Genomic DNA, 19,145 nt, shown 5'->3' with positions numbered 1-19,145 from the left:
CCGAGGCGCGCACGCGCCGGCTCGACGCCATCGGCGCCGAGCGCAGCAACTGGTTGCAGCGGGCCGAAAACGCCTCGACGCAGATTGCCTCGCTGGGCGAGCGCAGGGCCGAGGCCGAGGCCGAGCGCGAAACGCTGGCCGACGCCCCCGACGAGATCGACGCCAGGCGGCGCGCGCTGCTGTCGCAGCTGACCGAGGCCGAGACCTTGCGCAAGGCGGCCGCCGACCGTTTGCAGGAGGCCGAGAACAAGCAGGCCGAGCTGGACAAGGCCGCCACCGCGGCCATCCAGTCGCTGGCCGATTCCCGCGAAACCCGCGTCCGCGCCGAAGAGCGATTGACCGCCGCCGATGAGCGCCGGCTCGAGGTCGAGGCGCGCATCCAGGAAACGCTGAACACGCCGCCGCATCTGGTCATTCGCCATACTGGCCTGGAAGCCGACAGCCCGATGCCGGAAATGGCCGAGATCGAGCGCCAGCTCGACCGGCTGAAGGTTGAGCGCGAGCGGCTCGGCGCCGTCAATCTGCGCGCCGAGGAAGAGCAGAAGGAATTGTCGGACCGGCTGGAGACCATCGTCTCCGAGCGCGAGGACATCATCGAGGCGATCCGCAAGCTCAGGCAAGCGATCCAGAGCCTGAACCGCGAAGGCCGCGAACGGCTGCTTGCCGCTTTCGAGGTGGTCAACGGCCATTTCCAGCGGCTGTTCTCGCATCTGTTCGGTGGCGGCACGGCCGAATTGCAGCTGATCGAATCCGACGACCCGCTGGAAGCCGGGCTCGAAATCCTGGCACGTCCGCCCGGCAAGAAGCCGCAGACCATGACGCTGCTGTCCGGCGGCGAGCAGGCGCTGACGGCGATGTCGCTGATCTTTGCCGTGTTCCTGACCAATCCGGCGCCGATCTGCGTGCTCGACGAAGTCGACGCGCCGCTCGACGATCACAATGTCGAGCGCTTCTGCAACCTTATGGACGAAATGGCCGCGACCACCGAGACGCGCTTCGTCATCATCACCCACAACCCGATCACCATGGCGCGCATGAACCGCCTGTTCGGCGTGACCATGGCCGAGCAGGGCGTCAGCCAACTGGTCTCGGTCGATCTGCAGGCCGCCGAGGCGATGCGCGAGGCGAGCTGACGCAGCATGCTTTGTTGATTTCGTCGGCGATGGCCTCGATCCGACTGTTGCAACAGGACCGTCGCCCTTGCGACCTGCTTGCGACGCGCATTCTTTAAGGTTCGAAGAGGAATTTAAGCGCCACCTGAGAGCGAACGCCAAAGTCCACTTGCAAAGCGCCCGGCCAACGCGAAAGCGATGCCAACAAGGCACAGATGGCAATAGGCTCCCACCGCAATTCAGCTGCCACGTTTATCGGAAGCCCAGGAAGCTCAGTATCGCAATCACGATAACGACTGCTCCGATGAGCCAGATTATGTTGTTCACCGTATCTCTCCCGAATTAGTTGCTGGGAGTGAACTCGTAAGAGCCTACTAATGTTCCCGCATTTTCTGCGTCGAAACAAAATGGCGGCCATCGCTTCGTCGATTGCCAGACCAAGGTCCGAACAGGGTATGACTGAAGTCCTGACGTCCGAGCCATAGGCCTGAAGGCGGGCAACCTATGCCCTCCCGATACATTGGAACCGGGCTGCCGAGCATGAGTCCCTTCATCGGTGGTCAATCGGGTGCCCGCCATTCCTGAGAGGTTAGCGGGCACCCGATTGTCGTGACACCGCCAAGCGGTGTTCGTTCAATAGAGAGGCTGACAGTGACCTTTGTCCAGAGATCAGTGCGTGACGGCGCAACCCGACCCGCAAACGACAACGACAGTCCTGCGGAAGTTTCTTCCGTTCTTGACCTCATACCATCGGCTGACGACGACAAGGTCGCTGAGCTTGTCAGGCGAACAGAGCGCCTGGCAATCGCAGTGGTTATCGGAATCGCGGTTCTGCTGATCTTGGCGCCGGTGGTTTACCTTGCACTTTCTTACGGGATCTGAGACGGCCCGACCTAGGAGATCTAAGATGGCCTGATTGGTCGTATTCTCGTAAATCTGAAAAGTTGTGCCGACAGTCCTCCTCGCAAGACAAGTGTTTCCCGTTACAGATCATGAGATCGAACGCGACGACATAGAATGGTCGCGCGCAGGGCTGCTTTGTCGAGTTGCGTAACCTTGGTGGCCGGCTTGAAAGAGCGTGCTCACCAGAATTTGCCAACAAGAGCTGTTGTCGCAATTACTTCCTTCACACGCCGTGTTGCGCGGGAGCAGCCGTCACTGATCGCGCCCGTGGACCGACGACGCTACTCGGAACCAAAGGGATGGGGCGCGGTTATCCCCGCGAAGGGATAATTAGCAGATGGAGATATTACAATGAAAACAATGATCGTGAGCGCCTTGGCGCTGTTCCTTGCCATGCCGACGGTAGCTCCGGCAGCTGAAGCTGACGTGGTCATCACGACCCACCATCGTCATCATCACAGGAACGTCAGAATCATCAATGACCAAGGTCAACGCCTTCATCACCGCAGACATGGCACGGTTGCCTTCTACGACCACGGCCGCAGACATCATCGCCGGGATACTGTTATAGTGACCGGCTCGATCGAGCGTAGCCATCATCGCTATTATCGACATCATCGGCATCATCCCGTCGTCATCCAGGACGACAACGATTACTGATCCTCTCCGCACGGCCCCGGCTCTGTCGACGGAGTCGGGGTCGCGTGGGAGTCAGATAGCTCCTGACGGCAGCCATCCATAAGGTCGGTAAATTTTATTTCATGTAAATTGGCTGGGGCTCCTGGAGCTTTCGAAATTTCGTCCAGCCGAATTGCGCCCGCTCATCAAGTTGCAGGTTAAGTCTGCTAGTCTGGCGCAATCTGGCAGTTCGGGCCGACCCATTTGTTCATCGAGGTGTCGAGTTCATTTCCCATGTCGGCGGCGCTACATACCGGATAACGATCGTCACCCTGGCGGCGCATGCTAAGGGACTTGTATTGGCGCAACAGCGCATCGTGGTCGGGCGGCTGTTGGTCTTTCTGCTTCAGGGAAAGCTGCATCATGCAGTTGGCAAAGGCATCGGTGCCTTCCTGAAAACCAAACCCGGCACACTGGCGCTTGTTTTCTGACTGTTGACCGGCATTGCCCTGGTCTGTTGTGCAGCCCACCAAGGAAGTCACTACGGCCAGAAACGGCACAACCGCAACAGCGCGCATTCGTCTTTTCCTCTTAACTTTGATGCTTTTAAAGTTTCCCCAAATGTCGGCCAACCGCAACCCATACACGGCGCGGGTAGAACGATTCCCACAGGCCGGATGCCATGTCGATTATCCGCTTGGGTGTAACACTTAGAATTCGTAATTTCTAAGTGCTTGAACACCGACGAACAGGGATGGCTGGGGCGCCAGGATTCGAACCTGGGAATGTCGGTACCAAAAACCGATGCCTTACCACTTGGCGACGCCCCAGCAAACGAGCTTTGCCCGCTGCGCGCGGCCTTATAGGACGAGCGGCACGAAAGCTCAATGCCGAGTTGGCCACTGTGCAAAACTGATCCACCGCTTGGCGCGGGGACGCGCTATTCGCCCCAGACCGCCAACTCGTTGCCAGCGGGATCGGTGAAATGGAACCGCCTGCCGCCCGGGAACGAGAATATCGGCTTGACGATCGTGCCGCCGGCGCTTTCGACAACGTCGAGCGTTGCTTCCAGATCCTGCGAATAGAGCACCGGCAATGGTTTCGCCGGCGCCTCCGCTGCATCGGCCTGGAAGCCGCCATCGAGCCCTTCGCCGAAGGCCGAATAGGTCGGCCCGTAATCGGTGAACGACCACGAGAAGGCGGCGCTGTAGAAAGCCTTGACGCTGTCCAGCGTTGCGCCGGTCGCGGGCAGTTCGAGATAGTCGAGTTTTCCGTTGAGTTTCATCACGCTGCTCCCAACTTGTTCCCTATATGTTCTATATCTTGGGCAGCGATCCGGCAAGTCTTTTCGACGCAGCTTTTGCTTAATCGATTGTAGTCGCCGGGCTTCGCTGCCACACCTTGCCTTTCGCACTGCAGCATAATAACGCTCGGGTCGGAACGCGGGGGAACCGGGTCTTGGCCCCGGTGTTCTATCTTCCGAGGACTTGGAGGGCGAGCATGACCAAATGGGTCTACACCTTCGGCGATGGCGCCGCGGAGGGACGTGCGGGCGACCGCAACCTTCTCGGCGGCAAAGGCGCCAATCTGGCCGAGATGTGCAGTCTTGGCCTGCCCGTGCCGCCGGGCTTCACCCTCACCACCGAAGTCTGCAACGCCTATTACGCCAACAGCAACAGCTATCCGGCCGCGTTGCAGGCCGATGTCGTCAAGGCGCTGGACCATATCGGGCAGCTGACGGGGCGCCGTTTCGGCGATCCGTCGAAGCTGCTTCTGGTCTCGGTCCGCTCCGGGGCCAGGGCCTCGATGCCGGGCATGATGGACACCGTGCTCAATCTCGGCCTCAATGACGAGACGGTCGAGGCGTTGGCAGCCGATTCCGGCGATGCCCGCTTTGCCTATGACAGCTACCGCCGCTTCATTCAGATGTATTCCGATGTCGTCATGGGTCTCGACCACGAAGTGTTCGAGGAAATCCTGGAGGACCAGAAGGCGAGCCTCGGCCACGAGCTCGACACCGAACTGACAGCGCAGGAATGGCAGAGCGTCATCGCCCTTTACAAGGCCAAGGTCGAGGAGGAACTCGACAAGCCGTTTCCGCAGGACCCGCACGAGCAGCTGTGGGGGGCGATCGGCGCGGTGTTTTCCAGCTGGATGAACAACCGCGCCATCACCTACCGGCGCCTGCACGACATCCCGGAAAGCTGGGGCACGGCGGTCAATGTCCAGGCCATGGTGTTCGGCAATATGGGCGAGACGTCGGCCACTGGCGTCGCCTTCACCCGCAATCCCTCGACGGGCGAAAAGATGCTCTATGGCGAGTTCCTGGTGAACGCGCAGGGCGAGGATGTCGTAGCCGGCATCCGCACGCCGCAGAACATCACCGAGGCGGCGCGCATTGCCGCCGGCTCGGACAAGCCGTCGCTGCAGAAACTGATGCCGGACGCGTTTCGCTCCTTCGTCGACATCTCCGACCGCCTGGAACAGCACTACCGCGATATGCAGGACCTCGAATTCACCATCGAGCGCGGCAAATTGTGGATGCTGCAGACGCGTTCCGGCAAACGCACCGCCAAGGCGGCGCTGAAGATCGCCGTCGAGATGGCGCGCGACAAGCTGATCACGACGGAGGAGGCGGTCGCCCGCATCGATCCGGCCTCGCTCGATCAGCTGTTGCATCCGACCATCGACCCCAAGGCCGCGCGCGATGTCATCGGCGTCGGCCTGCCGGCTTCTCCGGGCGCGGCGACCGGCGAGATTGTTTTCTCCTCGGGCGATGCCGAGGATCTGAAGACGCAAGGTCGCAAGGCAATCCTGGTGCGCATCGAAACCAGCCCCGAAGACATTCATGGGATGCATGCTTCGGAAGGCATCCTGACCACGCGCGGCGGCATGACCAGCCACGCCGCCGTGGTCGCGCGCGGCATGGGCAAGCCTTGCGTTTCGGGCGCCGGCTCGCTGCGTGTCGACTACAAGGCCGGCACGCTGATGTCGATGGGCCAGACCTTCCGCAAGGGCGACATCATCACCATCGATGGCAGCAACGGCCAGGTGCTGAAGGGCGCCGTGTCGATGCTGCAGCCGGAACTGTCGGGCGATTTCGCCGCCATCATGGAATGGGCCGATGCGGTGCGCCGCATGAAGGTGCGCACCAATGCCGAGACGCCGCTCGATGCGCGCATGGCGCGCTCCTTCGGCGCCGAAGGCATCGGCCTCTGCCGCACCGAGCACATGTTCTTCGACGGCGAGCGTATCGTCGCTATGCGCGAGATGATCCTGGCCGATACCGAGAAGGACCGCCGCACCGCGCTTGCCAAGCTGTTGCCGATGCAGCGCTCGGATTTCCTCGAACTGTTCGAGATTATGGCCGGCCTGCCGGTGACGATCCGGCTGCTCGATCCGCCGCTGCACGAATTCCTGCCCAAGACGGAAGCGGAGGTGGCGGAGGTCGCCGCCGCCATGAACGTCTCGCCCGACAAGCTCAGGCAGCGCACAGAAGCCCTGCACGAGTTCAACCCGATGCTCGGCCATCGCGGCTGCCGTCTCGCCGTCTCCTATCCCGAGATTGCCGAGATGCAGGCGCGCGCCATTTTCGAGGCAGCCGTCGAGGCCGGCAAGAAAGCCGGCGCGCTGGTCGTTCCCGAGATCATGGTGCCGCTGGTCGGCCTGGTGAAGGAGCTCGACTACGTCAAGGCGCGCATCGATGCGGTCGCCAAGGCTGTCATGGACGAGACCGGCGTCAAGATCGACTATCTCACCGGCACGATGATCGAGCTTCCGCGCGCGGCGATCCGCGCCCACGTCATCGCTGCTACGGCCGAGTTCTTCTCCTTCGGCACCAACGATCTCACCCAGACCACTTTCGGCATCTCGCGCGACGATGCGGCGTCCTTCCTCGAGACCTATCGGCAGAAAGGCATCATCGAGCAGGACCCGTTCGTCTCGCTCGACATCGAGGGCGTCGGCGAACTGGTGCGCATGGCTGCGCAAAAGGGCAGGGCGACACGGCCCGACATCAAGCTCGGCATATGCGGTGAACATGGCGGCGATCCGGCCTCGATCCGCTTCTGCGAAGAGGTCGGCCTCGACTATGTCTCGTGCTCTCCCTACCGCGTGCCGATCGCGAGATTGGCCGCAGCCCAAGCCGCGGTGCAGATTGCCAAAACAGCAGTGCCGCGCCCCAAAAAGAGCGCCGCGGCATCCTGATTTCGACACAGTCCTTTCGGTATCGATGAAACGGCCACCCGTGGGTGGCCGTTTGGCGCTAAGCTTACGATTTTGTAAGCAAATTCACGCTGATGTGCGCGCCCCAACACGCAATCCCGACATCGTTTCTTCCCAATTTCACGGCCCCCCAACCCGCCCGGTGCCGAGAAAAAGATGTTACAGATTTCGCCCAGACCCTTCCGCTCGATCCTGATTATCCAGACCAAGTTCATCGGCGATATTGTTCTGTCCTCCACGCTCGCCAAGAACCTGCAGCTCGAATATCCCGGTGTCAGGATCGTCTTTCTCTGCGAGGCGCGCCTCGCCAGTTTCGTCACCGCGCACGGCATCGCCGCCGAGGTCGTCAGCTTCCGCCGCGCCGCCATGCGCGGCACCCCGCTGGAGCGTGGGCGCGAGCTCTATTCTATGATCAGCAAGCTGCGCCAATTCCGTTTCGACCTGACCATCGACCTCACCGATTCAAAGACATCGCGGCTCATCGTCAGGTTCCTCAACGCCAGCACCCGCATCGGCTACAATCCTCCGGAAAGGCCGCTGCGCTGGCATGAGCGCCAGCCCGCCAATGTCTTTGCCGAGCCGTTCGGTTTTGGCGAACGTCACTATCTCTACCGCTACCTTTCGCCGCTCGAGCCGCTCGGCGTCGGCCTGCGCGTGCGGGTGCCGTCGATTCGGCCATTGCCGATGGAGACGGCGAGGGCCCAGGCATTGCTGGACAAACACCATTTGCGGCCAAACGGCTTTATCGCGGTGCATGCCGGCGCAAGTTTTCACGGCCGGCGCTGGCAGCATGAACGCTTTGCCGCCGTGATCGACACGATTTCGCGCGAAACCGGACTGGATTTCGTACTCGTCGGCGGCCCTGACGAGCGCAAGCCGGCCGAGCAGATCCTCGCCAGTGCCGCGTCGATCGTCAACCTCGTCGGCGCGCTGTCGCTGGAAACGCTGCTGGCGGTGTTGCAGCAGGCGCGGCTGTTTGTCGGCAATGAGAGCGGCCCCATGCACATGGCAGCAGCGGCCGGAACGCCGGTTGTCGGCCTTTTCGGCCTGACCAGCCCGGCCGTCTGGGGACCGGTCGGCGTGCCCAGCCTCGCCTTGCAGCCATCCATGCCGTGCAATTGCGTGGCGGGCAGCCTGTGCAATCCGCTCGATCCCAGCAAGGCCTGCTGCGTCTGGCGCCTCGAGGTCGAACCGGTCGTCGCGGCCGTGCGCGAAGTCCTGTCACGCACGCATGTGGAACTGGAACACGCCGTCTGACGGTGCGCGGCGGTCACATTGTCGGGATATCAGCTTTCTCACGGCCACTATCCCGATTTCCGCCTTGTTGCGGGTCCTGGGATGCGGCTATGACAGCGCCGATTCTCAGACAAGACAGGCATCCCTTGCAAAAGCTGTTTTGCGCCTTGGCGCTATCTATCGTGGCCGTGTCCTCGGCCCAGGCCGCGCCGCTTGTCGAGCCGGCGCTGCATCTGAAGGCTGAGGACGGTAGCAGTGTCGGCCGCGTCGCGCTTACGCTCGACGCCTGCGGCGGCCAGACCGATACGAGGATCCTGTCGGCGCTGGTGGAGAACCGGATTCCGGCGACGATCTTCGTCACCGGTATCTGGCTGAAGCGCAACGCCGCCGCCGTCGAGATCATGCGCGCGCATCCGGACCTGTTCGAACTGGAAAACCATGGCGGCCATCACATCCCGGCCGTCGACACGCCGCGCAAGATCTATGGCATCCGCAGCGCCGGCAGCCCGGAAGCGGTGCAGGCCGAAGTCGAATCGGGCGCTGCCGCTCTCGCTGGCACCGGCGAGCCGGCGCCGAAATGGTTTCGCGGCGCGACCGCCGAATACAGCCCGTCGGCTATCGCCATGATCCGCAAGCTTGGCTTCAAGGTCGCCGGCTTTTCGATCAACGGCGATGGCGGCTCGTTGCTCGGCGCAAAAGAAACCGCCCGGCGCATCGCCGCCGCCAAGGATGGCGATGTCATCATCGCCCACATCAACCAGCCGACCCACGCCGCCGGCGAGGGCGTCGTGCAAGGTCTGCTCGCGCTGAAGGCCAAGGGGCTGATGTTCGTGCGGCTGGATGACGCCGACGGTGTCGGCAACGACGGGACGACTGATTAGGATCAGGCGGCGGCAGGCAGTTTCACCGCCTTTGGACTGACGTCGCCGACGTTTGAGATTAGCCGAGGCCTCTGAGCTTCGTCATCCCAGGATGAAACAGGAGCGAAGCTCCGTCGCGAAGACCCTGGGATGACGAAGCGAGCAACGGCGGCTTGAGTCGCTTGCTCAGGCCGGTGCTGCTTCGATCGTCACCCTGTCGGGATAGAAGGCGCCGTGGTCGCGAATCTCAGCCATTTCGTCGAACGGCTGCTCATAGCCCCACATTGCGTCCTTGCCGGTCTCGCTGGCCGGCAGCACGCTCCAGTAGCTGGCGTCGCCCTTGTAGGGGCAGTGGGTCGACAGGGTGGTTTTGCCGAGCTGGGTGAAGTCGATGTCTTCGAAGGGGATGTAGAATGCCTGGCGGTAGGGCGGTTCGGACAGAAGCTTCGCCCGCGTCGATGAGGCGATCACCGTATCGCCGGCACGCACGACCACGGTACCGCGATAGGGTTCGACGGTGATGACCTTGCCGGGATTGCTCTGAAAGCCGGGGGCGGGGTTGGCGATCTGGTCCATGCGGGGTTCTCCTTGTTCGATTGGGAGCACAGTCCGATTGAGAGCGTGCGGGATGCTTCCCATGTCTCTAAAATGTGTCTGGAGAACCCGTTGCGCAAGCCTTCGCCAGTAGCCCAGAGCTGGCCTTCCGATCACTAAAAACGATCCCGCGTGGAATGCTCAGGCTGCGGTCTTGAACACGTCCATGAGGCCGGCATAGGCCGCGGCAATACCGGCTACCGGGTTGGTGCTTCTTGACGTCGTCTCGACCTTCAGTGGGCCGCCGCCTGTCGGCAAGGTGAGCAGCAGGAACTGGCGATTGCCGCCATCGCCGATCGATGCGGCGGCGACATGCTGGCCTTCGCCTTCGTTCTGGACGCACATTTTGAACAGCAGCGTGCCGCCGACCGCTTCAAGGGCGCCGCCGACCACCTCGACAAATTCGTCTTCGGAGACCTTTTTGGCCTCCGGCACGAGATCGGCCAGACTTGCGGCAAGCGTGTCTTCAAGCTCTTTGTCGTCGAGTTGAATATCGTCCAACTGCACGTCTTGGGCCTCGCTGTCATCCAGCTGCCTGTCGTCGATCTGCCTGTAATCGATCTGCTTGCCGTCGATCTGCTTGCCGTCGAGCTGCGTGTCCATGCGAACCTCTTTCAGTCGCCAATCCGCACCCCTACCCCGTTAACGAACCTTAACGTCGACGATGGCCGGATTGTGGCGGTTTTCCCCGCCTTTCGATCACTGCTTGCTTCAGCCGTTAACGGTTGGAGACGTCATGGCTGGACAATCCGTCCGTTCGTCCCACAATGGAACAAAAGACGGGAAAAACGAGGAAGCAATGGGAGGAACCAGATGCTCGGACTGATGCAGGAATGGCCGCTGCTCTGCCACAAGCTGATCGACAATGCCGAGCGGCAGCACGGGACGCGCGAGATCGTCTCGCGCTCGATCGAAGGTCCTGTCGTTCGCACCACCTATGCTGAAGTTCATCGCCGCGCGCTCAAGGTCGCTCAACGGTTGGAGCGCGATGGCTTTGTGCTCGGCGACCGCATCGCGACCCTGGCCTGGAACACGGCGCGCCACATAGAGGCCTGGTACGGCATCATGGGCATCGGCGCCATCTACCATACGCTCAACCCGCGTTTGTTCCCCGAGCAGATCGTCTGGATCATGAACAATGCGCAGGATAGAGGGATCTTCGTCGACCTGACCTTCATGCCGCTGCTGGAAAAGATCGCCGGCGCGGTCAAATCGCTGAAAAAGGTGATCGTCCTGACCGACAAGGCGCATCTGCCTGAAACGACGCTGTCGAATGTGGTTGCCTATGAGGACTGGTTGAACGAGGCCGATGGCGACTTCGCCTGGAAGGTTTTCGGCGAAAACACCGCAGCCGGCATGTGCTACACCTCCGGCACGACGGGCGATCCCAAAGGTGTGCTCTACAGCCACCGCTCGAATGTGCTGCATGCCATGATTGCTGCCATGCCCGACGCCATGGGCCTCTCCGCGCGGGACACGATCCTCCCCGTCGTGCCGATGTTTCATGCCAATGCCTGGGGCCTTGGCCAGAGCGCGCCGATGATCGGCGCCAAGCTGGTCATGCCCGGTTGCAAGATGGACGGCGCCTCGATCTACGAGCTGCTCGACACCGAGAAGGTGACCTTCAGCGCCGCCGTGCCGACCGTCTGGATGATGCTGCTGCAGCATCTGGAAGACACCGGCAAGAAGCTTCCCTATCTCAGCAAAGTCGTCATCGGCGGCTCGTCCTGCCCGCGCGCCATCATCAGGAAATTCCAGGACAATTACGGTGTCGAAGTCATCCATGCCTGGGGCATGACCGAAATGTCACCGCTCGGCACGCTGTGCACCATGAAGCCGCAGTATCAAGCGCTCGAGGGCGAGGACCGGCTCGATATCCAGGGCAAGCAGGGCTACCCGCCCTTCGGGGTCGAGATGAAGGTGACGGATGACGACGACAAGGAACTGCCTTGGGACGGCAAGACCTTCGGCCGGCTGAAGGTGCGCGGTCCAGCCGTCGCCAGCGCCTATTATGGCGGCGTCGGAGCCGAGCAGTTCGACAAGGACGGCTGGTTCGACACTGGCGATGTCGCCCATATCGATTCCGGCGGCTACATGCAGATCACCGATCGCGCCAAGGACGTCATCAAGTCGGGCGGCGAGTGGATATCGACCATCGACCTGGAGAACCTCGCCGTCGGCCATCCCGATGTCGCCGAGGCCGCGGCGATCGGCGTCCATCATTCGAAATGGGGCGAGCGGCCCTTGCTGGTCGTGGTCGCCAAGCCCGGCAAGGAGCCGAGCAAGGCCGATATACTGGCGTTCATGGACGGCAAGGTGCCGAAATGGTGGATACCCGACGACGTCGCTTTCGTCAGTGAAATCCCGCACACCGCCACCGGCAAGATCCAGAAGATCACCTTGCGCAAGCAGTTCAGCGACTACCGCCTGCCGACGGATTGACCGGGACCGTGCGTTTCCTTGACCTTCAAGCTACCGGCCGCAAAAACGTTAGGGCAGGGGATGTTCAATTTGAGCATCCTTTGCTCTAAGCGTCTGTGCGGGTTGGGGCGGTGCTGAAGACAATGGAAATTGACGAGCGGCAGACATCGAAGGCGGCCGGCTGGTCGCGGCGCACGGGCGCTTTTGCCCTGGTCCTGCTGCTCACCGTGCTGGCCGGCCATCATTTCGAACTGGTCGAAACGCCGGCCTTCCTGTGGGTGCTGGCGATCGTCGCCTTGCTTGCCGCGTTCGCTTTGCTGTTTGCCGGCCTCGCTTTGTCCCGGCTGTGGCATTTCGGTGACCGTGGCGGCCGCGACCTCTCGGTCGGCGCCCTGCTGGCGCTGCTGGTGCTGACGCCCTACGGCTTTGCCACCTATTTGGCGGCGACCACGCCGCCCCTGAGGGACATTTCGACGGACCTCGACAATCCGCCGGTGCTCGAGACCAGCGACCGCACCAAGGACATGAACGTGCTCGCGCCGCCAACGCCTGGCGAAGTGCGCCTGCAGGCCGACGCCTATCCGCTGGTCACCGGGCACAGCTACAATCTGCCGTTCGAAACCGTCGTCGACGCCGTTGAAACCGTGCTCGACCGCCGCGATTGGCAACTTACTGCGCCATATCCGGTGACGGACGGTCAAGACGAGGTGACGATATCGGCCGTTGCCCGGAGCTTCGTCGTAGGCCTGCCCGCCGACGTCGCCATCCGGGTCAGCAATGATGGCGACACCATCGTCGTCGACATGCGCTCAGCCTCCCGCTACGGCCGCTACGACCTCGGCGACAATGCGGCGCGCATCGTCGGGTTCCTCGCCGAACTCGACCAGGAGGTTGCAGGGCAGGTGGGTGCCGCGCCGGCTGAGTAGTTCTACCCCACCGGCACAAAAACGCCGTCGATGGCCGGGTCACCCTGGGTAGCAACCAGGCCGCGCGCCACCAGGTCCTCGAGATGGGCAAGCACCGACAGGCCGGCGGCGCCATGCAGGCGCGGGTCGGTGTCCCGGTAGATAGCCTTGACCATGTCCGGGATCGTCCGGTCGCTGTCGCGGATCCGTTCGAGGATCGCCCGTTCGCGCATCTTGCGATGGGTCTTGAGGCCGCGCATGAAGCTGCGCGGCGCGGTCACCGGGCCGCCATGGCCGGGCAGCAGCAGGCGATCGCCGCGCGCGATCAGCCTGTCGAGCGAGGCCATGTAGTCGGCCATCGCTCCGTCCGGCGGCGCCACGATCGATGTCGCCCACGCCATCACATGGTCGGCTGAAAACAGGATGCCGGTGCCTTCGAGCGCAAATGCCGCGTGATTGGCGGTGTGGCCCGGCGTCAGCACCGTCCGGATCGTCCAGTCATCGCCCTCGACCAGCGCATTGTCGGGCAACGCGATCTCCGGGACGAAAACCGTGTCGGCGCTGGCGTCGAGCGGGTTGATCTCGCCGATCCGCAGCGGCCTTGCCGGGCGGTGCGGGCCTTCGGCCAGTACAATAGCGCCGGTGTGCGCTTTCAGCCGGGCGGCCAGCGGAGAATGGTCGCGATGCGTGTGGCTGACGAAGATATGGCTGACCGGCCGGTTTGCGATCACCTTGAGCAGCGTCTGGAAATGCGCCTCGTCATCGGGGCCGGGATCGATCACCGCCAGCGTATCGCGCCCGACGATGTAGCTGTTGGTGCCGTGAAAGGTGAACGGGCTGGGGTTTTTGGCGGTGACGCGCAAGACGTCCGGCGCAACGGTGACGCCCTCGCCATATGCCGGATCGAAGCTGGTGTCGAATTTGAGCGCCATGGCGGTGTCGTTGAATCTCTGTTCAGGAAGACGGCAAAACTGATTGCCGCATAACACGGAAGCCAATATAGAAAAACGCAAGGCCGCGATCTGCGGCAATCCGGATTGGGGAAGACCATGGCACTTGCAACGACGATGCGCCCGCTTGTTTCTCTCGCTTTGCCCCAGGAGGGCGCGCAGCGCCTGGCAACCCAGCTTTTGCTGGCCATCGCCGGAACGCTGCTTTTGACCCTGTCGGCCAAGACGAAAGTCGTGCTCGGGCCGGTCGACATCTCGCTGCAGACGCTGGCCGTCCTGCTGATCGCCACTGCATTTGGCCTGCGGCTTGGCGTCGCTACCCTGCTTCTCTACATGGCCGAAGGCGCCATGGGCTTCCCGGTCTTCCAAAGCACGCCTGAAAAGGGCATCGGCATCGCCTACATGATCGGCGGCACCGGCGGTTATCTCGCCGGCTTCGTCGTCATGGCGGCCATTGTCGGCTGGGCCGCCGACCGCGGCTGGGACCGCCACCCGATCAAGTTGTTCAACGCCATGCTGGTCGCCGAAATCGTCATGATGGCCATGGGCTTTGCCTGGCTGGCCACCCTCATCGGCGCGGAAAAGGCGTGGCAGTTCGGCGTTTTGCCGTTCGTCCTCGGCGACCTGATCAAGGTTGCGCTCGCCGCCAGCCTGGTGCCGGCGGTATGGTCGCTGCTGCCCAAGCAGCCCTGAAACCGGACAAATGAATGAGCCGGCGGGTCCAAGGCCCGCCGGCTTTTTGTTGTCACGCGTCCGCCAGCCGATGGTGCAAGCCGGTTGCCAAATCGCCACGCCCATTTGCACCGTCAGCTTGTGCCTGGTCGGTCAAATTGCCGCGAGGCGGCAGATGCAGAGCAATTCTGGCGCCGATCCACGGCCGAGATTGAATTGACAAGCCATTGCGCGAAACCTAAGCACGGGCAACTTGATTTCGAGGCGGGGGCCGGTAATTCAAGGAGAGCTTGTTGAAGGGAATAATCCTTGCAGGAGGCAGCGGGACGCGTCTGTATCCCCTTACATTAGCGATCTCTAAGCAGATTCTGCCGATATACGACAAGCCGATGATTTTTTATCCGCTGAGCGTCTTGATGCTCGCCGGTATCCGCCAGATTTTGATCATTTCGACACCTCGCGACTTGCCGGTGTTTCGGGAGTTGCTGGGCGACGGTTCGGAATTCGGGGTCGAATTCTCCTATGCCGAGCAGGCGCAGCCCAACGGGCTTGCCGAGGCCTTCATCATCGGCCGCGACTTCATCGGCAAGGATAATGTGTCAATGATTCTCGGCGACAACATCTATTTCGGCGAGGGCCTGTCGCAGCTCTGCCGCACTGCTGCGCAGCGCCAAAGCGGCGCGTCGGTGTTCGCCTACCATGTCGAGGACCCGCAGCGCTACGGCGTGGTGTCGTTCGACAAGCTCAGCGGCACGGCTTTGACGATCGAGGAGAAGCCGCGGGAGCCGAAGTCCAACTGGGCGGTCACCGGCCTCTATTTCTACGACAATGAGGTCGTCGACATCGCGTCGACGATCAAGCCCTCGGCGCGCGGCGAACTCGAGATCACGGCGGTCAACAACGTCTATCTCGAGCGCGGGAAATTGCATGTGCATCAGCTCGGCCGCGGCTATGCCTGGCTCGACACCGGCACGCATGACAGCCTGCATGAAGCCTCTTCCTTCGTGCGCACGATCGAGCACCGCCAGGGGATCAAGGTCGCCTGTCCTGAAGAAATCGCTTTCGAGCAGGGCTGGCTGACCGCCGACAAGGTGCTTGAGCGCGCCACGCGCCTGGGCAAGAACGAATACGCCGCCTATCTGCGCCGGCGTGTCACCGAGCTGACGGAGACATAGGGTGCTGGAAGTCAGGCAGCTCGGTTTGGACGGCGTGCTGGAAATCGTGCCGAAGCGGCACGGCGATGCGCGCGGTTATTTCATCGAAACCTGGAATGCCGAGGCCTTTGCCGAGGCCGGCATCGATCTGCGTTTCGTCCAGGACAATCATTCCTATTCGGCTGCCGCAGGTGTCGTGCGGGGGCTTCACTATCAACTGCCTCCACACGCGCAGGACAAGCTGCTGCGCGTAATCAGAGGCCGCATTCTCGACGTGGCGGTCGACATCCGCCGCAGCTCGAAAACCTTCGGAAAATGGGTCGCGCTCGAAATATCGGCCGAGAGAGGCAACCAGATCCTCGTGCCGAAGGGTTTCGCGCACGGTTTCGTCACGCTCGTGCCGGACACCGAGGTTCTGTATAAGGTCACCGACACCTATTCGCCGGCGCATGATCGATCGATCCGTTTCGACGATCCTGATATCGGCATCGATTGGCCGTCGCCGGCCGGCGCCTTCGAGCTCTCGGCCAAGGACCTCAAGGCGTCGGCGCTTGCTGAGGCCGAGGTGTTCGCATGACGCGCGACGATGTGAGGAGAGCGCCATGAATTTTCTGGTGACAGGCGGTGCCGGCTTCATCGGCTCGGCCGTGTGCCGGCATTTGTGCGCCAATCCGGCCTACCATGTGACCAATCTCGACAAGCTCACCTATGCCGGCAATCTGGCCTCGCTGCGCACCATCGAGAATGCACACAACTACAAATTTGCGCAGGCCGACATCTGTGACGAGCGGGCGGTTCTCGACATCCTCCACCGCGACGAGATCGACGTCGTCATGAACCTCGCCGCCGAAAGCCATGTCGACCGCTCGATCGACGGACCCGGCGCCTTCATCGAGACCAACATCGTCGGTACCTACCGGGTGCTGAATTCGGCGCTCGAATATTGGCGCGGCCTTGACGAGGACAGGAAGGCGCGCTTCCGCTTCCACCATGTCTCGACCGACGAGGTGTTCGGCGATCTGCCCTTCGATGGCGGCATGTTCGTGGAGGAGACGCCTTACGCGCCATCCTCGCCCTATTCCGCCTCCAAGGCCGCATCCGACCATCTGGTGCGGGCCTGGTACGAGACGTACGGCCTGCCGGTCGTGCTCTCCAACTGTTCGAACAATTACGGGCCTTATCACTTCCCCGAAAAGCTGATCCCGCTGGTCATCCTCAACGCGCTCGACGAAAAGCCGCTGCCGGTCTACGGCGCTGGCGCCAATGTGCGCGACTGGCTGTTCGTCGAGGATCACGCCCGTGCTCTGGAACTGGTCGCCACAAAGGGCCAGCCCGGCGAAAGTTACAATGTCGGCGGCAATTCCGAGCGTACCAACCTTGGCGTCGTCGAGACGATTTGCGGCCTGCTCGACATCAGGCGTCCGCGCAGCGGCGGCAGGAGCTACCGCGATTTGATCAGCTTCGTCACCGATCGGCCCGGCCACGACCGCCGCTATGCAATCGATGCCTCCAAGATCGGCCGGGATCTCGGTTGGGCGCCGGCGGAGAGTTTCGACAGCGGCCTTGCAAGGACCGTCGACTGGTTCCTCGACAACAAATGGTGGTGGGGACCGATCCGCGAGCAGCGCTACGCCGGCGAGCGGCTGGGGCAAGTCCGGTCGCGCGGCCAGGTTGAAGGCAGGAAGGGCGCGGCGTGAGGCTGGTTGTCACCGGACGCGACGGTCAGGTCGCTGCCAGCCTGCTGGAGGCCGGGCAGAGGCGCGATGGCATCGAGGTCGTCACCCTCGGCCGCCCAGTGCTCGATCTGGCGCGGCCCGATACGGTGTTCGACGCACTCGCGGCAGCGCGGCCGGATATCGTGGTGTCGGCTGCCGCCTACACCGCCGTCGACCAGGCCGAGGACGAGCCCGATCTTGCCTTCGCTGTGAACGCCGTCGGCGCCGGCAAGGTCGCCGAGGCGGCCGCGAAGCTCGGCGTGCCCGTAATCCATCTGTCGACCGACTACGTCTTCGATGGCACCAAGGACGGCGCCTATGTCGAGACCGACGCCACCGCACCGCTCGGCGTCTACGGCGCCTCCAAGCTTGCCGGCGAGCTGGCCGTGGCCGCCGTCAATCCGCGCCATCTGATCCTGCGCACCGCCTGGGTCTACAGCCCGTTCGGCAAGAATTTCGTGAAAACCATGCTGCGGCTGGCCGGCGACCGCGACGAGATCGCCGTGGTCGCCGACCAATGGGGAAATCCGACATCCGCACTTGATATTGCCGACTCGATCCTGCATGCGGCGGCGGTGTTGCGCGGCGACGACAGCTTCGACGGCTATGGGATCTACCATCTCGCCGGAGCCGGAGACGTCAACTGGAGCGGCTTTGCACGCCACATTCTGGAGGCAAGCCTGTCACATGGCGGGCCGTATGCTGCGGTACGGGATATTACGGCGCGCGACTACCCGACCAAAGCGCGTCGCCCGGCTAATTCGCGTCTTTCGACGCAAAAATTCACAGCCGCATTCGGATCGGAGGCACAGGGGTGGCAGCAATCGACAGGGCTTGTGGTGCGCCGCATCTTGCAAGCCCAGCCGGCAGCATGGAAAGACGTAGCGATTGTGTCTGTTAAGCGATGAAACAGCTTGTCGCTATCTTTATGTCGGCCGAGTCGCCATATCGCGGCGCCTTCATGTCTGTCGCGGAAATTACCAAGCCTGAGCAAGTTACACTGAAGGAAGTATCATAATGTCGGGTGTATCAATGGTTTGGCTTCGGCTCGCGCAGTTTGACATACGGCTTCGTTACCGGAATTCGACTTTCGGGCCTTTCTGGATTACGCTGAACACGGCAATATTTGCCCTTTCAGTTGGGCTTCTATATGCTGTCTTGTTTAAGCAGCCTATCAGGGAGTTCATACATCACTTGGCTACGAGTGTAGTCTTGTGGCAATTTCTATCTGGAGCAATAATTGAAGGTTCGGAAACTTTAATTGGATCTCACGATCTTCTTCTAAATACGAAGATCTCGCCGGCCTCATGCATATTTCGTTGTGTCTCTAAGAACATAATAATATTGATGCACAATGTGCTAATTATATTCATAACTCTAATTATTGCCTATCCGAACTCCGGCTTGAACATACCAATGTTCATCGTCGGAACCGCGCTGTTGGCTGCCCATGCCGCCTGGATATCGACCATCGTAGCGATTGTTTCTGTGCGATACAGAGACGTTCCGCTGATCACCGCTGCCGTTATGCAGCTTCTGTTCATGCTTTCGCCGATTATCTGGACGGCAAAGGTTCTCCCTACCAGCTCTCCGTTCCTGGTCTACAATCCTGTCGCCTACATCATCGATGCAGCGCGAACTCCACTGATGAGCGACGGCACCGACTACATGAGCGTGCTCGTGTCCGCCATTATTGCCGGCGCGGGGAGCATCGCCGCCTATCTTCTCTATCGAAGGACGGAGCACCGAATTCCGTACTGGCTTTGAATTCTGACGCCGTC

At 61.9% G+C, this 19,145-nt stretch carries 18 protein-coding genes and 1 tRNA gene; 13 read left to right on the top strand and 6 right to left on the bottom strand.

Annotation, left to right across the window (positions count from 1 at the left end):
• Positions 1-1,133, top strand: a 1,133-nt coding sequence (locus X733_RS146550) for a chromosome segregation SMC family protein (protein WP_023692670.1), incomplete at its 5' end; no start/stop codon positions are given.
• A 1,233-nt stretch (positions 1,134-2,366) separates the two neighbouring features.
• On the top strand, positions 2,367-2,675 hold the full coding sequence (locus X733_RS1000000168330; RefSeq protein WP_081740696.1) for a hypothetical protein: 309 nt from the start codon (positions 2,367-2,369) through the stop codon (positions 2,673-2,675).
• Between the two features lie 185 nt (positions 2,676-2,860).
• Here X733_RS1000000168330 and X733_RS146565 read toward each other — a convergent pair whose 3' ends face one another.
• The 3 genes from X733_RS146565 to X733_RS146575 form a co-directional block, all read right to left on the bottom strand.
• Entirely contained in the window at positions 2,861-3,211 is a 351-nt protein-coding gene (locus tag X733_RS146565; RefSeq protein WP_023819241.1) for a hypothetical protein, read from the bottom strand.
• 177 nt (positions 3,212-3,388) lie between these two features.
• Positions 3,389-3,463 (bottom strand) — tRNA-Gln (locus X733_RS146570).
• Between the two features lie 110 nt (positions 3,464-3,573).
• On the bottom strand, positions 3,574-3,918 hold the full coding sequence (locus X733_RS146575) for a VOC family protein (protein ID WP_023670692.1): 345 nt from the start codon (positions 3,916-3,918) through the stop codon (positions 3,574-3,576).
• A 215-nt stretch (positions 3,919-4,133) separates the two neighbouring features.
• On the opposite strand from X733_RS146575, the gene ppdK reads away from it, so the two are divergent.
• From ppdK to X733_RS146590, 3 genes are all read left to right on the top strand, one after another.
• Entirely contained in the window at positions 4,134-6,839 is a 2,706-nt protein-coding gene (gene ppdK, locus X733_RS146580; RefSeq protein ID WP_023819240.1) for a pyruvate, phosphate dikinase, read from the top strand.
• Between the two features lie 174 nt (positions 6,840-7,013).
• Positions 7,014-8,114 (top strand): glycosyltransferase family 9 protein, encoded by a 1,101-nt coding sequence (locus X733_RS146585; RefSeq protein WP_023670694.1) that lies wholly within the window; start codon positions 7,014-7,016, stop codon positions 8,112-8,114.
• Positions 8,115-8,203: 89 nt separating this feature from the next.
• Entirely contained in the window at positions 8,204-8,974 is a 771-nt protein-coding gene (locus tag X733_RS146590; RefSeq protein ID WP_050485822.1) for a polysaccharide deacetylase family protein, read from the top strand.
• 165 nt (positions 8,975-9,139) lie between these two features.
• Here the strand turns inward: X733_RS146590 and X733_RS146595 are convergent, their stop codons facing one another.
• Both X733_RS146595 and X733_RS146600 read right to left on the bottom strand, forming a co-directional pair.
• The gene (locus X733_RS146595; RefSeq protein WP_023670696.1) at positions 9,140-9,529 is read right to left on the bottom strand and encodes a DUF427 domain-containing protein; all 390 of its coding nucleotides are present in this window, start codon (positions 9,527-9,529) and stop codon (positions 9,140-9,142) included.
• 159 nt (positions 9,530-9,688) lie between these two features.
• A complete protein-coding gene (locus tag X733_RS146600; protein WP_023670697.1) occupies positions 9,689-10,048 on the bottom strand; it encodes a hypothetical protein in 360 nt (119 codons plus the stop codon).
• Positions 10,049-10,360: 312 nt separating this feature from the next.
• On the opposite strand from X733_RS146600, the gene X733_RS146605 reads away from it, so the two are divergent.
• Both X733_RS146605 and X733_RS146610 read left to right on the top strand, forming a co-directional pair.
• Positions 10,361-11,989, top strand: coding sequence for a fatty-acid--CoA ligase (locus X733_RS146605; RefSeq protein WP_023703205.1), 1,629 nt, complete (start codon positions 10,361-10,363; stop codon positions 11,987-11,989).
• Positions 11,990-12,111: 122 nt separating this feature from the next.
• Complete coding sequence (locus X733_RS146610) at positions 12,112-12,894, top strand: DUF1499 domain-containing protein (RefSeq protein WP_023703206.1); 783 nt, start codon at positions 12,112-12,114, stop codon at positions 12,892-12,894.
• 2 nt (positions 12,895-12,896) lie between these two features.
• Here the strand turns inward: X733_RS146610 and X733_RS146615 are convergent, their stop codons facing one another.
• On the bottom strand, positions 12,897-13,805 hold the full coding sequence (locus X733_RS146615; protein WP_023692735.1) for an MBL fold metallo-hydrolase: 909 nt from the start codon (positions 13,803-13,805) through the stop codon (positions 12,897-12,899).
• 117 nt (positions 13,806-13,922) lie between these two features.
• Here X733_RS146615 and X733_RS146620 point away from each other — a divergent pair, with 117 nt between their 5' ends.
• From X733_RS146620 to X733_RS0135160, 6 genes are all read left to right on the top strand, one after another.
• On the top strand, positions 13,923-14,516 hold the full coding sequence (locus X733_RS146620) for a biotin transporter BioY (protein ID WP_023703207.1): 594 nt from the start codon (positions 13,923-13,925) through the stop codon (positions 14,514-14,516).
• Positions 14,517-14,788: 272 nt separating this feature from the next.
• Positions 14,789-15,670, top strand: coding sequence for a glucose-1-phosphate thymidylyltransferase RfbA (rfbA, locus tag X733_RS146625; RefSeq protein WP_023698135.1), 882 nt, complete (start codon positions 14,789-14,791; stop codon positions 15,668-15,670).
• Between the two features lies 1 nt (position 15,671).
• Positions 15,672-16,226 (top strand): dTDP-4-dehydrorhamnose 3,5-epimerase, encoded by a 555-nt coding sequence (rfbC, locus tag X733_RS146630; RefSeq protein WP_023670703.1) that lies wholly within the window; start codon positions 15,672-15,674, stop codon positions 16,224-16,226.
• A 25-nt stretch (positions 16,227-16,251) separates the two neighbouring features.
• Complete coding sequence (gene rfbB / locus X733_RS146635; protein ID WP_023725246.1) at positions 16,252-17,346, top strand: dTDP-glucose 4,6-dehydratase; 1,095 nt, start codon at positions 16,252-16,254, stop codon at positions 17,344-17,346.
• Positions 17,343-18,272 (top strand): dTDP-4-dehydrorhamnose reductase, encoded by a 930-nt coding sequence (rfbD, locus tag X733_RS146640; RefSeq protein ID WP_023735563.1) that lies wholly within the window; start codon positions 17,343-17,345, stop codon positions 18,270-18,272. The genes rfbB and rfbD overlap by 4 nt, the downstream gene beginning before the upstream one ends.
• Positions 18,273-18,381: 109 nt before the next feature.
• Entirely contained in the window at positions 18,382-19,131 is a 750-nt protein-coding gene (locus X733_RS0135160) for an ABC transporter permease (RefSeq protein WP_023735561.1), read from the top strand.
• Positions 19,132-19,145: the final 14 nt, after the last annotated feature.

Source organism: Mesorhizobium sp. L2C066B000, assembly GCF_000502335.1.
In the GTDB taxonomy this organism is placed as follows: domain Bacteria; phylum Pseudomonadota; class Alphaproteobacteria; order Rhizobiales; family Rhizobiaceae; genus Mesorhizobium.
This window is presented reverse-complemented; position numbering and strand designations above follow the sequence as displayed.